Annotated in this window: 11 protein-coding genes; 9 read left to right on the plus strand and 2 right to left on the minus strand. The window is 61.0% G+C overall.

What is annotated here, in order from left to right:
* Positions 1-203: 203 nt before the first annotated feature.
* The 8 genes from pgi to AC1AX7_RS03580 all read left to right on the plus strand — a co-directional run bounded on the left by pgi (position 204) and on the right by AC1AX7_RS03580 (position 10,243).
* The gene (gene pgi / locus AC1AX7_RS03545; RefSeq protein ID WP_476508729.1) at positions 204-1,901 is read left to right on the plus strand and encodes a glucose-6-phosphate isomerase; all 1,698 of its coding nucleotides are present in this window, start codon (positions 204-206) and stop codon (positions 1,899-1,901) included.
* A 152-nt stretch (positions 1,902-2,053) separates the two neighbouring features.
* Complete coding sequence (locus tag AC1AX7_RS03550) at positions 2,054-2,506, plus strand: DUF1893 domain-containing protein (RefSeq protein WP_476508730.1); 453 nt, start codon at positions 2,054-2,056, stop codon at positions 2,504-2,506.
* A gap of 1,271 nt (positions 2,507-3,777) precedes the next feature.
* Entirely contained in the window at positions 3,778-4,779 is a 1,002-nt protein-coding gene (locus AC1AX7_RS03555) for a CTP synthase (protein ID WP_476508731.1), read from the plus strand.
* 881 nt (positions 4,780-5,660) lie between these two features.
* Complete coding sequence (rplS, locus tag AC1AX7_RS03560) at positions 5,661-6,026, plus strand: 50S ribosomal protein L19 (protein ID WP_476508732.1); 366 nt, start codon at positions 5,661-5,663, stop codon at positions 6,024-6,026.
* A 100-nt stretch (positions 6,027-6,126) separates the two neighbouring features.
* Positions 6,127-6,927: a signal peptidase I gene (gene lepB, locus AC1AX7_RS03565; protein ID WP_476508733.1), complete on the plus strand. Its 801-nt coding sequence runs from the start codon at positions 6,127-6,129 to the stop codon at positions 6,925-6,927.
* Positions 6,928-7,032: 105 nt separating this feature from the next.
* A complete protein-coding gene (locus AC1AX7_RS03570; protein ID WP_476508734.1) occupies positions 7,033-7,734 on the plus strand; it encodes a ribonuclease HII in 702 nt (233 codons plus the stop codon).
* 179 nt (positions 7,735-7,913) lie between these two features.
* Positions 7,914-8,795, plus strand: a complete 882-nt coding sequence (locus AC1AX7_RS03575; protein ID WP_476508735.1) for an ABC transporter ATP-binding protein — start codon at positions 7,914-7,916, stop codon at positions 8,793-8,795.
* Positions 8,792-10,243, plus strand: a complete 1,452-nt coding sequence (locus AC1AX7_RS03580; protein ID WP_476508736.1) for an FtsX-like permease family protein — start codon at positions 8,792-8,794, stop codon at positions 10,241-10,243. The genes AC1AX7_RS03575 and AC1AX7_RS03580 overlap by 4 nt, the downstream gene beginning before the upstream one ends.
* A gap of 85 nt (positions 10,244-10,328) precedes the next feature.
* On the opposite strand, the gene AC1AX7_RS03585 is transcribed toward AC1AX7_RS03580, so the two are convergent.
* Complete coding sequence (locus AC1AX7_RS03585; protein ID WP_476508737.1) at positions 10,329-11,273, minus strand: AEC family transporter; 945 nt, start codon at positions 11,271-11,273, stop codon at positions 10,329-10,331.
* Between the two features lie 198 nt (positions 11,274-11,471).
* Between AC1AX7_RS03585 and dapE the strand changes: the two genes are divergently transcribed.
* Positions 11,472-12,662 carry a succinyl-diaminopimelate desuccinylase gene (gene dapE / locus AC1AX7_RS03590; protein WP_476508875.1) on the plus strand — a complete coding sequence of 397 codons (1,191 nt, stop codon included), beginning with the start codon at positions 11,472-11,474 and terminating at the stop codon, positions 12,660-12,662.
* Between the two features lie 92 nt (positions 12,663-12,754).
* On the opposite strand, the gene AC1AX7_RS03595 is transcribed toward dapE, so the two are convergent.
* Positions 12,755-13,792 carry an ATP-binding protein gene (locus AC1AX7_RS03595; RefSeq protein WP_476508738.1) on the minus strand — a complete coding sequence of 346 codons (1,038 nt, stop codon included), beginning with the start codon at positions 13,790-13,792 and terminating at the stop codon, positions 12,755-12,757.
* Positions 13,793-14,169 lie beyond the last annotated feature (377 nt).

Below are 14,169 nucleotides of genomic sequence, written 5' to 3' on the forward strand. Positions count from 1 at the left end.
GCGACGGCTGCGGCGAAATCTTCTTTGCCGGGGCTTCTTCGGCTGAGTTGCGCCATTGTGAGCGATAACGTGCGACTTGATGCAGGTTTTGTGTTGTTCTGTCGGCTTTTGTGAGTATCTTGTGAGGTGAAGAGATACTGTGCGAAACGCTGTTTTTCAGCGAATTGCGCCGCTTCAAGTGATGATGAAAGGACCTAACTACTATGGCCATCAATCCTCCTGTTGACGCCACCAAGACCCCGGAGTGGGCTGCGCTGCAGAAGCACTACGATGAAATGCAGGCCGATGGCATCAGCCTCAAGGAATGGTTCGCCGAGGACGAGAACCGTGTCGAGACGCTGAGCTTCGACGCCGGCGATCTGCATTTCGATCTGTCCAAGAACCTGATCAAGCCGGAAACCCTGCAGCTGTTCGCCGACCTCGCCAAGGCCGTCAAGCTGGACGAGCGCACCAAGGCGATGTACTCCGGCGAGCACATCAACAACACCGAAGACCGCGCCGTGCTGCACACCGCGCTGCGCCGTCCGGCCGAGGATGAAGGCAAGTTCATCGTCGACGGCCAGGACACCGTCAAGGACGTCCATGAAGTGCTGAACCGCATCTACGCCTTCGCCGAGAAGGTCCGCTCCGGCGAATGGACCGGCGTTTCCGGCAAGAAGATCGAAACCGTGGTCAACATCGGCATCGGCGGTTCCGACCTGGGCCCCGTCATGGTGTACGAAGCGCTGAAGCCGTACGCCGACGCCGGCATCTTCGCCCGCTACGTCTCCAACATCGATCCGAACGACATCGCCGAGAAGACCAAGGGCCTCGACCCGGAGACCACGCTGTTCATCGTCGTTTCCAAGACCTTCACCACGCTGGAGACCCTGACCAACGCCCGTGAAGCCCGCACCTGGCTGCTCGACTCCCTGAAGGCCGCCGGCGCGGTCGACGGCTCCGACGAGCAGAACGCCGACGCCATCCGCAAGCACTTCGTCGCAGTCTCCACCAACCTGGAGAAGGTCGCCGAGTTCGGCATCGACCCGGAGAACGCCTTCGGCTTCTGGAACTGGGTCGGCGGCCGCTACTCCGTGGATTCCGCCGTCGGCACCTCCCTGGCCGTCGTGTTCGGCAAGGATCGTTTCGAGGAGTTCCTCAAGGGCTTCCACGCCATCGACGAATACTTCGCCACCGTGCCGTTCGAGAAGAACGTCGTCGTGCTGATGGGCATGCTGAACGTGTGGTACCGCAACTTCTTCAAGGTCGCCTCCCACGCCGTGCTGCCGTACAACCAGTACCTGCACCGTTTCCCGGCCTACCTGCAGCAGCTGACCATGGAATCCAACGGCAAGTCCGTGCGTTGGGACGGCACACCGGTCACCTCCGAAACCGGTGAGATCTTCTGGGGCGAGCCGGGCACCAACGGCCAGCACGCCTTCTACCAGCTGATCCACCAGGGCACCCAGCTGATCCCGGCCGATTTCATCGCCTTCGTGAACACCGCCAACCCGGCCAAGGACTCCGGCCAGGACGTGCACGAGCTGTTCCTGGGCAACTATCTGGCCCAGACCAAGGCTCTGGCCTTCGGCAAGACCGCCGAGGAAGTGCGTGCGGAAGGCACTCCGGAGGAGATCGTCCCGGCCCGTGTGTTCACCGGCAACCGTCCGACCACCTCGATCCTCGGCGTGGCCCTGACCCCGTTCGCGGTCGGCGAGCTGATCGCCCTCTACGAGCACATCACCTTCGTCGAAGGCACCGTGTGGGGCCTGGATTCCTACGATCAGTGGGGCGTCGAACTGGGCAAGCAGCTGGCCAAGGAGATCACCCCGGCCATCTCCCAGGATGACGAAGCCCTGGCCGCCCAGGACGCCTCCACCCAGAGCCTGATCAAGTTCTACCGCGCACACCGCGAGTTCTGATCCGGTTTGGAGAACGGCTGAATTGCTGGAATCGCCGCCGATTCGGTTGCGGGTCGGCTTTGGTTCGGTTCCGATTCGGATCTGGTTTGGTTCCGGTTTGGTTCCGGTTCGTCAAAGCGTGTGACATCATGTGAAGCATGATCGAACACGATATGACTGATTGGAACAAAGCGAAGGAACGGCTGTTCTCCGACGACACGCTTGGCGCCGTGGCCTGTTCCGGCAGCGATATGCTGACCGGTTCCGGCCGCGGCGTCAAGCCGTTATTGGGCTGGCTCGCCCAAGGTGTGTCGTTGCGGGGGTATTGCGCCGCCGACCGCGTCGTCGGCAAGGCGGCGGCATTGCTGTATGCCAGACTTGGGGTGAAAGCCGTGTATGCGCAGACGATGAGCGAAGGCGGTCTTGCGGCGTTGCGGGCCCGCGGCATCGAAGCCTCGTACGGCGAATTGGTGCCGATGATCCTCAACCGCGCCAAAACCGGCATGTGCCCGATCGAATCCTCCGTCGTGAACATCGACGACGTCGACGAAGCCGAACGATCCATCCGCACGGCAGTCGCCATTCTCATGGCTGGCGCCCAGTCATCTCCAACGCCTAATTCCTGATTTTCCTTCCCATCCCCAACCTCTAATCCCTAATTTCCAATCTCCAATTCCTCATCTCTAATCCCAATCTCTAATCCCAATCTCTAATCCCAATCCCTAATCTCGTCCCCTAACCCCCGATGCCCGATTCTTAATCTCCAATCCCGTCCATTAGCTTCGTCGCTAACCCCAATTCCCAATCCCTAACTCCTTAATCCCCAACTCCTCAATCCCCAAAGCCGTCCATTAATCTCGTCCCCTAACCTCGCCCACCTGATTCCACCACCTCGATGGCCCGTGCGACTGCTCAGAACGGCCGATCCGTCCCCTAACTGACGCTTTTGACCGCCGTTCTCGGTGTGCCCCGGTCAAAAGTGTCAATAGGTGGGGCATCGGTTGTGTGAGAACCCCATTTCTGTTGGCCGGGTGTCCTCTCTTTGACGCTTTTGACCACCATCCCCGGCGTGTTGCGGTCAAAAGCGTCAGGGGCGGGGCGTTGGTTTTGTATGAGCTCCCCGTTCCCGTTGACTGGGTGTCCTCTCTTTGACGCTTTTGACCGCCATCTTCGGTGTGTTGCGGTCAAAAGTGTCAGGGAGCGTGCGTCCAGTTGATGATTTCCGGTTGGCGGAGTCCTTCTTTTGACGCTTTTGGTCGGGACACGCCGGTTCATGCGGTCAAAACCGTCAGTGGCGGGGCGTCCTGCCGGTCAGGATGTCCTTTGGCTGACGCTTTTGACCGCGATTCTCGGTGTGTCTCGGTCAAAAGTGTCAGAGGCGGGGCTTGCTGATTGGTGTAGTGCAGTTGGCAACGCCCCTATTTGACACTTTTGGTCGCTGTCTGCGGCGTGTTGCGGTCAGAAGTGTCAGAGGTGGGACGGTTTGTTAGCGGCGTCTGATTGGTCCGCAGTTTCCCCTGACATTTCTGGTCGCTGCTTGCGGCGTGTTGCGGTCAAAAGTGTCAGAGATGGACAGCCGGTTACTGGCTTCCGGTTGGTGGCGCCTGTATCAGAGGTGCGTCGCCCGCATCGGCTGTGCGCCGCCCACAATGACAATGGCGGCATCCCTTGCCTTTACGTCATCATTCGGCGTCACCATTCGTTGCCGTTTTTTGCGGGCCCTTCACACAATCATCATCGTCAAATCGAGTTATCCACAGCCCCTGCTCAGGCAGTAATCGTTGGAATTTCAGCAAAAATCAGGCTGCAAACAAATGCGACACGCCGCGGTCTCGTCTATTCGACCACATTTTCCGTACAGCTTTACTTGTGCACGTCATCCTTGCAGCATTGATATATGAAAGAGCACGAACAGGTGACTGCGCTGATCGAAACTACGGAACGGGAGCGACGATGCTTTTTCGCGTCCGAGAATGCAGCGCGCCGCGCAGTGTATCGGCGCGTGGAAAGCGGCGAATTGGCCGCGCTGCATCCTCACAGGAACCTGTTCGCGCGCATGGAATATTGGATTGCATTGAATCCGATAGAGCAGACGACGCATGTCATACGCTGCATGGCGATCCGTCGTCCCGATCATGTGTTCGCCGCCAGCAGCGCGGCCGCGATCTTCGGCTGGGAACAGCCGTGGTCATTGCATCATGCGGGAAACGTTTATATAGCAACGGCGACGCCGCATAATGAGAAACGATCCCGCGGCTGGCTGAAACGTTTGTATAGGCCTTCGGTTGACGATGATGCGATGGCGCGTCCCATTGACGGGACGCCATATGAGATGCGTCTGACTTCACCGGCCCGCACATTGGTCGACTGCGGATTGCTGTATTCGTTTGAGGAGGCGTTGCCGATATTCGATTCGGCTCTGCGTAACGGGACGGTGACCAAAGATGAGATCGTGGCAGCATGCGAGGACGCGCATCATGATTATGGGCCGATTGCGCGATTGCTGCAATATGCGGATGCGGCGAGCGAGAACGGCGGCGAATCATTGTGCCGTGCGGCGATCATTGAATTGGGATTTGCGGTGCCGCAGTTGCAGCGTGAATTCGTCGATCCGAATAATAAGTATGACAAAGCCCGCGTTGATTTCGTATGGCGGTTGCCGGATGGCCGCATTGTCGTATTGGAATATGACGGCGCGCAGAAATATGTCGATCCGGCGATGACGCATCGTCGTGATGTGACGCAGGTCGTGCAGGATCAGATCAGACGCGATGCTTTGCTGAAACGTGCCGGCGTCAGTGAAATCATTCATGTGACATATGACGATGTCGCCGGACGTGCCCCGCTTGCCTTGAAGCTTGATCGCGCCGGCATCCCCGTTGTGCGGCAAGCGGCATAGGCGGGCGCGGCATAAGGCGGCGTACAGAGTATGGCGGCACCGGCATAAGAGCCTGCCATACCGGCGACATTCTTGTCCTGACACTTTTGACCGGTGTTTGCGGCGTGTTGCGATCAGAAGTGTCAGAGGAGGGGCGGTTTGTCGGTGTAACGCAGTTGATGGCGTCCCAGTTTGACGCTTTTGGTCGCAGTTCATGGCATGTCGCGGTCAGAAGTGTCAGAGGAGGGGCGGTTTGTTGGTGGCGTCTGGCTGGCCCGCCGCTTCCCTTGACGTTTTTGGTCGGGACACGCCGGTTTGTGCGGTCAAAAGTGTCAGGGGGAGCGCGTCTTGCCGGTTGGTGATGTCCTTTTCTGACACTTTTGACCGGTGTTTGCGGCGTGTTGCAGTCAGAAGTGTCAGCGACGGGGTTTGTTGATTGGTGTAACGCAGTTGATGGCGTTCCAGTTTGACGCTTTTGGTCGCAGTTCATGGCATGTCGCGGTCAGAAGTGTCAGAGGAGGGGCGGTTTGTTGGTGGCGTCTGGCTGGCCCGCCGCTTCCCTTGACGTTTTTGGTCGGGACACGCCGGTTTGTGCGGTCAAAAGTGTCAGAAGGATGGGGTGATGCTGGCGATGTCGCCGGTGGTGATGCCGGTGTTGTTGCCGGTGAGGCCGCCTTGATTGGGGATTGTTGGTCAGGGATTCCGTATATGATTATTGGTTGCTGTGTCGAGAGATTGGCCGCCGCATAAGCTGATTTCTCCTTAAGGGTCCAGCCGGACTGGTTTCGGCGGATTGACAGGCTTCCCGAAGGCAAACCCGAAGGAATACAGACCAGGCGATTTCCGAATTTTAGGGAACGCCCCGATTGCGCACTGATATGCGGCAGTGACAGGAGAATACAATGGCAAACGCTATTGACGCATTTGACGCCAAGCACATGAAGCCGGCCGAGGAAATCCCGGCCTTCCGTCCGGGCGACACCGTCGACGTGAACGTGAAGATCAAGGAAGGCAACAACTCCCGTATCCAGACCTTCACCGGTGTTGTCATCGCCCGTCAGGGCGGCGGCGTCCGTGAAACCTTCGTCGTTCGTAAGATCAGCTTCGGCACCGGTGTGGAGCGCCGCTTCCCGCTGCACTCCCCGTCCATCGATTCCATCAAGCTGGTCCGCAAGGGCCGCGTCCGTCGCGCCAAGCTGTACTACCTGCGCGCTCTGCGCGGCAAGGCCGCTCGTATCGCCGAGCGTCGCGACAACAGCGCCAAGTGAGCTGTATCCAACACGATTAGTGTGGCATAACAACCCGGCAGTCCGCTATGGGCCGCCGGGTTTTTGCATGAGGCCTCGCTATGATTGAGCCTCATGGCATATGCCGGACGAGCAAACGAATGGGCAAGGGGGAACGATGCCGTCGGGAACAGATGAAAGCCTTCAGGCACAGCGAGACCTGCATACCGTTATGGTCGCCGACCATGGCGTCGATCCGGCGCCGATTCCTGAAATGCCCAAGCAGTCACAGCGTCCCGCACACGCAGCACGCAAGCGTGGGAGCGACGATTTCGGCTTTCGTGATTTCCTGGTCTGGGGCGGCATCCCAATCCTCATAATGCTGCTCATCCGCATCTTCCTGCTTGGCTTCTACGTCATCCCATCCGGATCGATGATGGACACCATCCAAATCAGCGATCGTGTAATCGGTTCCAAGCTCACGCCGGCGGTATTCGATCTCAAACGCGGCGACATCGTCGTCTTCAAGGATCCCGACAACTGGCTTGCGGCAAACCGAACGACTTCCGGCAGCGAGGAATACCTCATCAAACGTCTTATCGGACTTCCCGGCGACACCGTCGCCTGCGAAGGCCCCGGTCAACCGATCACCGTCAACGGCGAAGCCATCGACGAAAGCGCCTATCTGCGTGAAGGCGTCAATCCCAGCGATTTCGCGTTCAGCGCCACCGTTGAGGACGGCCATATTTTCGTCATGGGCGACAACCGTTCGAATTCCGCCGATTCCCGATATCATCTGGACGAATCAACGCATGGCATGGTGCCTGTCGGCGATGTCGTCAGCGTAGCGGTCGCCACATATTGGCCAGTCGGCCATATCGGCCTGCTCGACTCGCATCATGAAGTCTTCGAAAACGTTCCGGATCCACAAGGCGCGCGGTGAAGCGGCGAATACGCGCGATATGGATGCGCGATATGGATGCGCAATGGTGAACACGAGCACTTTAATCGCCTGCAATGGCACGCCCCGCGCGGCAAGGAGATCCGCATGACCGTATCCGTCACGCCCACGCTGGCATTGGAAAACGATTTGGCAGATCAGGGCTACGACCTGATCGTAGGATTCGATGAAGTCGGCCGCGGCGCGCTTGCGGGACCGGTCATGGTCGGCGCCGCCGCGATTTGGGCGCGCGATCTGCCGTCGCTTGCCGTGCCCCAAGGCGTCGCTGATTCGAAGATGCTTACCGAGCATCGGCGTGAATCCATTGTCGATGAGCTCAAACAGTGGAGCGTCGCATGGGCGGTCGGCGCGGCCGGCAACAGCGAAATCGATGAATGGGGCATCAGCCATGCGCTTGGCGTCGCCGCGTTGCGCGCGCTCGACGATGTGGAACGCCAGTTGGAATTGGCGGACGATACGGATACGCCAATCCGCGTCGGCGCGATCCTGGACGGCCCCAACGATTACATCAGCAAAGCCATGCACACTTTCGACGCGCCCGTCGTTCCCGTCCCCGCACATGTCGTCACCAAAGTCAAGGGCGACCAGCATTGCGCCACCGTCGCTGCGGCCGCGGTCATCGCGAAGGTCACGCGAGATCATCTGATGATGCGATTGGCGCACGACAAGCCCGAATACGCCGTCTACGAATGGGAAGGCAACAAAGGCTATGGGTCGGCCGCACACCGTGCAGCCATCGCCGAACACGGACCCAGCCCGCTGCATCGCCTCAGCTGGCACCTGTGCTGAACGCGCCAGACGTATCCCGTCCACGGCCGGCGCACGCTTATTCTCCTGCACGCCTTTCCCGTCTCGTACGCCATCCCGCAGGACGTCATCCAAACGGATGATGCCGCTTTCGCGTCATGCGCATGATTCATCCCGCTGCCCGATGGTTCCATCGTCGGAGCCTCGGTAACGTCGAAACCATGACAACAACAGTGAATCCCGCATTCGGCGGCGCAGACGCGCAGCCCACGGCCATGGCGGCCCCCGCGCAGCAGGCCGGCCAGGCCGGCCAGACAGGCCAGATTAATCCAGCCAACCAGACCAGCCGAACCGGTACCGGCATCCCGTCAATCCTCACCGCACGCGACCTGGTCGTGGACTACACGGCAACCGCCCGCACGGCAGGCGCCCACGCGGTCACCGGCGTCATCCCGGCCACAGGATACGCGCCGGCGCTCAACCACGTCGACTTCATCCTGCACAAAGGCGAAAGCGTCGCCGTCATGGGCCCGTCCGGCTCAGGCAAATCGACGCTCCTGCACGCCATCGCAGGCATCATCCGCCCCACGTCGGGAAGCGTCATCTTCCATGGAGCGGACCTGAGCACCATGCCGGACGCGGCGCGAACCGCGCTGCGCCGCACCGCATTCGGATTCGTCTTCCAATCCGGACAGCTTCTGCCCGAACTGCCGGCCATCGAAAACATCGCATTGCCGATGATGCTGGCCGGAATCGGATACCGGCAGGCCACCGACACCGCGATGCTCTGGCTGGAACGGCTGGGCCTGCGCCAACTCGCCTCGCAGCGTCCGGGCGAAATGAGCGGCGGACAGATGCAACGCGTCGCCATCGCACGCGCGCTCGCCATCCGCCCGGCCATCGTCTTCGCCGACGAGCCGACCGGCGCGCTCGACCAAAACACGGGCCGCGACGTCATGGCCATCCTCATGGAGGCGTCACGGGCGAACGGCGCCTCGGTCGTCGTCGTCACCCACGATCCGAACGTCGCCGCATTCTGCGACCGCACCATACTGCTGCGCGACGGCCGGATCGTCAGCTTCGGAAACGAGGCCAACCAATGAGCACCTTCTCCCTCTGGCGGCTGTTCCACAGGCCCGGAATGCGCGGCGGCGGGCACACGTCCACGCTCGCCGTCATCGCCTTCGCCTCGGCCACCGCGATCTTCCTCACCGTATTGGGCGGACTGCACGGCTTCCTCTGGCGGGCCTCACCCGACCACACCCTCGGGTGCATGCTCGACACGCGGCGCTGCGCTCCGGGCGCACTGGACGAATGGACGGCGCGGATCGGCGACCCCGACGACCCGGCGACCTTCGCCGGCACCTACGTGATCTTCGCGGTATTCGCATGCCTGCTGCTCATCGTGCCATTCGTCGCGCTCGCAGGTTCCGCTGCACGACTGGCCGCGGCACGCCGCGACAGCCGGCTCGCTGCCCTGCGACTGGCCGGCGCGACGACCATGCAGGTCACCAAGCTCACCGCATTGGATGCGGCAGGCCAGGCCCTGACCGGCGCGATCATCGGCATCGTCGGCTACTTCGCGCTGATGCCGGCCATCATGCTGCTCAACTTCCAAAACCAGCGTTTCACCTTCGAACAGCTGTGGGTCGGCCCATGGGCGCTGCTTGCCGTGCTCGTCTGCGTCACCGTGCTGGCGCTCATCTCATCGCTGATCACATTGCGCCGCGTGGCCATCACCCCGCTGGGCGTCAGCGCCCGTACCAGCGAGCCGCTGCCGGCGCGATGGCGCATCGTCATCTTCGTCATCGTCATGGCGGCCGCGATCATCGCATTCAAGAATCCCGTCATGTTCACCGACTTCGGCGACATGGCCGTCTACGCGGTGGTCTTCGGCTTCTTCTTCATCTGCTTCGCCCTCGTCAACCTCATCGGCTCATGGATCGTGACAGTACGCGCCAAAACGAAGGCGCGCCACCCGAAGGACGCGGCCACCATGATCGCCATGCGCCGCATCCTCGACAATCCCAAGCGCGCATGGCGCAACGTGTCGGGCATCGCGCTCGCGGTGTTCATCGCAGGCGTCACCTCGGTATGCGGCTATCTGGCGAGCGGCGCGTCGGCCTCGGGGACTTCTCTGGACGACCCCGCCCTGGTGATGATGCGCGACATCGGCACCGGAGGCCTGCTGACGCTGGGATTCGCCGCCGTCCTCGCCGCAGTCAGTTCGGGCGTCATGCAGGCCGGCAACGTGTACGACCAGGTCGGCGAATACCGCATGCTCGTGCTCGAAGGCACCGACCTGCGCACGTTGAATCGGGCGCGATTCGTGGAAGTGATGACGCCGCTCAACACGGTCGTCGTGGTGGCGGGCGGCTGCTCGATGCTGCTGATGCTGCCGCTGTTCGCCATGATGATGTCCCAGCCCGCGACATTGCTGAGCTTCGCCGGCGGCGTGGCATCATGCTATGCGCTGGTCGCCGTCGGCGCCTTCGCGTCCAATCGCGTGGCCGCCTCGCTGAACCTGACCGATTGGCGCGCCGACGACTGACGGCGCGACGGGCGCGTCGCGCCCGTCGCCTCACGCCCGTCCCGCTCCCGAAGCGGCGGGCGTGAGACGCGCCGTGCGCCGCGTCTCAACCCAGCAGCACGGCGATCAAAGCGATGAACATCGGCGACGTCATCGTGCTCATCAGAATGCTGTCGCGTGCGAACGTCATGCCGACCTCGTATCGGGCCGCATAATTGTAGACGTTCTGCCCGGTCGGCAGCGCCGCCAACACCACGCAGGCATACAAGGTCGCGCCGCGGAATCCCATCACGAAATACGCCAGCAGGAAGGCGAAAACCGGCATCACGATATTCTTCAATGCCGCGACAGTGAAGATCGCAGGCCTGTCTCCCGCGTTCTGCAGCGGCTTCGTGCCATGCAGCGACATGCCGAACGCCATCAGAATCATCGGCACCGCGGAATCGCCGATCATGTCGATCGGGTCGAAAATGAAATTCGGCACGATGAACACGCCGGTCGACGCGTCGACCGCGGAAACGACGATGCCGAGCAGCGATCCGATCAGCAGCGGCTGATGCAGGGGCTGCTTCAGGATCTCCTTCACAGACACCTTGCCTTTGGTGGTCACGTCCAGCACGGTCAGGCCGATCGGCGTGAACAGCGCCTGCTGCATCACCAGAATCGGCGCCACCAGCGCGCCGTTGCCGAGAATATAGGTGGCGATCGGCAGGCCGATGTTATTCGAATTCAGATACAGCGATCCCAACGCGCCGATTGCGGCGTCGGCGGCCTTCATATGGAAGAACAGCCGATTCAGGATCAGAAAGGCGACGCCCACCAGCATCGCCGAAAGGAAGGCGACGATGATCGACGAATGGAAGATGTCGAAGATCGGCTCCTTCGCAAGGATCGCGAACATCAGGCAGGGGCTGGATACGAAGAAGCTGAAACGATTGAGCACCATCTGCGCGCTGGGGCCGCCGATGCGCATACGCGCGGCGACATAGCCGGCAGCAATGACGATGCCGATTACGCAGAAGCCTTGCAATGCGCTGATCAGGCCCGGCATGTGTCCTCCTTGGATCCTTCTTCGTCGCTCGCTTTGTGACGGGCGCCCGCATTTCAGTGTCCGCCATTCGGCGGCCGCAGTGCGCGGCGCGTCTCACCAAATGGCGCGGCGTGTGACATGCCTGACGCCCCGTAGCGGATAATGGGACGCATGAGCGAACAGAACAACGGAGCATTTGCGGCATCGAAAGAGCCGGAAATGAAGGAGATCGGCTTCGACGCCGCGGCCGGCATGGGGCAGGCGTTGAACGATCTGATGGAACAGATCATGGCCGTCTATTCGGTGAGCGACGAAGAGGGGCCACTGACCGACCTGGTCGAGCGCTTTTTGAGGAAGCGGCAGCATTTGACGGTGCGTCGACATGGCGACACGTTGGTGGCGTCGACGTCGCTGAATCGCGGGAAACGCGTCATCTTGTGCGGACATCTCGACACGGTTCCGGTGATCGACAATTTCCCGCCGCGCTGGCTGGAGGCGGGTGATCCCGCGATCCGCGAGGAGATCGCCGCCGCGCATCCGTCCGACCGCGTGATGTGGGGGCGTGGCGCCACCGACATGAAGGGCTCCGACGCGGTGATGCTGTATTTGGCCGCGACGCTGACCGAGCCGCGCTATGACCTGACCTACGTGTTCTACGACCATGAGGAGGTCGTCGCGGAAAAGAACGGCCTTCGCAAGGTCGTGCAGGACCATCCCGACTGGATCGTCGGCGATTTCGCCATTATCGGCGAGCCCACCGATTGCGGCATCGAAGGCGGCTGCAACGGCACGATGCGCTTCGACGTGGTCGCGCACGGCGTCGCCGCGCATTCCGCCCGCGCATGGATGGGGGAGAACGCCATCCACAAGGCAGGCGAGATCCTGTCGCGTCTGGTGGCGTATGAGAATCGCACGATCGACGTCGACGGCCTCGCCTATCGGGAAGGCCTGAACGCGACGATGATTTCGGGCGGCAAAGGCACGAATGTGATTCCCGACGAATGCCGCGTGCATGTGAACTACCGTTTTGCGCCGGACAAGACGCTGCCTGAGGCGAAGGCGCTGATGATGGGCGCCGACGCCGGCGCTGAAATGGGCAACGGCGAGCATGTCGCCACCGGCGGCGTGTTCGAAGGATTCGGCATCGAGATGAAGGACGAGTCGCCGAGCGCCCGCCCCGGCATGGATGCGCCGTTGGCGCAGTCGCTGGCCGGATTGGTGAAGGAGCGCACCGGATTCGAGCCCAAGCCGAAGCTCGGCTGGACGGATGTCGCGCGATTCTCGCAGCTCGGCATTCCCGCCGTCAATTTCGGTGCGGGAAGCCCTTTGCTGGCCCACAAGCAGGACGAGCAGCTGCCGGGAAGCGACCTGACGCTGATGGCCGGCATTCTGATTGATTGGCTTGGCTGATCGGCCGGTATTGGATTGATCGGCTTGGCTGATCGGCCGGGTCGATTCGCCTTCGACGGTCGGCCGGATCATTCGCCGTCGAATGCGTCGCTTCATCGCGCCGAGACGGAGACGTCATCCGTCTCGGCGCACGGCAGCACGATGGACAGGCGGAAAATGCCGTGCGCGGTGTCGATCGACCATTCGCCGTTGTATTTCGCGACCTGACGGATGATGGACTGCACGCCGAAACCATGGAATCTATGGTCCGCCTTTGATGTGATCGGCAGGCCGTTTACCAGTCTGATGTCCCCCGTGTAATAATTCTGCTCCTCGATGTACAGCAGATGCTCGGCGCGCCTCACCGTCAAATCGATATGCCGGTTTTCGGCGGGCAGCCGCATCGACGCTTCAATGGCGTTATCCAGAATATTGCCGAACAAAGCGTAGATATCGGACCGGTCCATAAAAGACAATGCCGTTCCGTCCACCATCGCCGTGAACGCGATATCATGGGCCCCGCAATACAGGCTCTTCTCGGTCAGCAGCGTATCAAGCGCGGAATCGCCGGTATGGTAGACCGAATCGTACACGTGGATCGCGTTTTCCATCTGCTCAAGCGCCTGTGTGTCCAACGCCACCAGAGGATGCTCCGACGTCGCCTGCTGCGCGTTGACCTGCTGTATGCGATGCGCCGTGGCGCGCAAATCGGCAAGGCTTTTGCGTACATCATGAAACTTCGTGTTGATCAGCTCGATGCTTTCCCGACTGGTTTCATAATGCTGTTCCTTCAACGCCTCTATCTTGCGCAGCAGATCCAGGTCGACTGCGGCGCGATCCAGCTTCGTCGTCGTCACAATCAGCGCCAGCGCCAACAGGCTGCAGATCGCGTCGTAGGTGTACAGCAGCAGCTGCGTCCGCGGCGTGACGTGTTCGGTGTATACCAACACCTGCACGGCAAGGTTGAAAATGATGACCAGCAACAGCAGCGCAATGCTGACAGCCACGCGCATCAAGGCCAGTCTGACCTTTTCGCTGTCGATCACGAATCGTCGCGCCGTACATAGCCAGACGGTCGCGTATATTGCCGCATAGAACAGCAGACGGAACGGCAGCAGGCCGGCATCGTAGAAATATCTGGTGTCGCGCACAGGCGTCGCAAGTCGGCTCGGATCGTGGTCGAGCAGTGACCTTCGGAATATGCCGTCGATAACCGCCCAGGGCGCGGGACCGTAAGGTTCCCGCGCCCTTTTCGTGTATACGGGGCGCCGCTTCGGCAGAGGGAGAGCTTCGGAGGTGTTGTGAGAGTGCTTGAGGAGGCGTCTTAAGGTCGTCTTGCAGGCATCCGACATGTGCGTTGACGGCAATCTGATCCGTTGCGGAACCCCCTTGGTCGCGGTTGGGGATTTTATGTGCAATACTTAAGGATGGTGATTCTGCAAATCACCTGAGCAGTCGATGGCGTTGATCCCCTCGCATGAGTTTGCGCGAGCGTTGGCGTCCGCCGTCGCGTGAGCTATGACTTTTG

Source organism: Bifidobacterium sp. LH_449 (genome assembly GCF_056356755.1).

Excerpts from the sequence above, each read along its gene's own strand:
- pgi (WP_476508729.1), top strand. The coding sequence starts at position 204 with ATGGCCATCAATCCTCCTGTTGACGCCACCAAGACCCCGGAGTGGGCT.
- AC1AX7_RS03550 (WP_476508730.1), top strand. The coding sequence starts at position 2,054 with ATGACTGATTGGAACAAAGCGAAGGAACGGCTGTTCTCCGACGACACG.
- AC1AX7_RS03555 (WP_476508731.1), top strand. The coding sequence starts at position 3,778 with ATGAAAGAGCACGAACAGGTGACTGCGCTGATCGAAACTACGGAACGG.
- rplS (WP_476508732.1), top strand. The coding sequence starts at position 5,661 with ATGGCAAACGCTATTGACGCATTTGACGCCAAGCACATGAAGCCGGCC.
- lepB (WP_476508733.1), top strand. The coding sequence starts at position 6,127 with ATGCCGGACGAGCAAACGAATGGGCAAGGGGGAACGATGCCGTCGGGA.
- AC1AX7_RS03570 (WP_476508734.1), top strand. The coding sequence starts at position 7,033 with ATGACCGTATCCGTCACGCCCACGCTGGCATTGGAAAACGATTTGGCA.
- AC1AX7_RS03575 (WP_476508735.1), top strand. The coding sequence starts at position 7,914 with ATGACAACAACAGTGAATCCCGCATTCGGCGGCGCAGACGCGCAGCCC.
- AC1AX7_RS03580 (WP_476508736.1), top strand. The coding sequence starts at position 8,792 with ATGAGCACCTTCTCCCTCTGGCGGCTGTTCCACAGGCCCGGAATGCGC.
- AC1AX7_RS03585 (WP_476508737.1), bottom strand. The coding sequence starts at position 11,273 with ATGCCGGGCCTGATCAGCGCATTGCAAGGCTTCTGCGTAATCGGCATC.
- dapE (WP_476508875.1), top strand. The coding sequence starts at position 11,472 with ATGAAGGAGATCGGCTTCGACGCCGCGGCCGGCATGGGGCAGGCGTTG.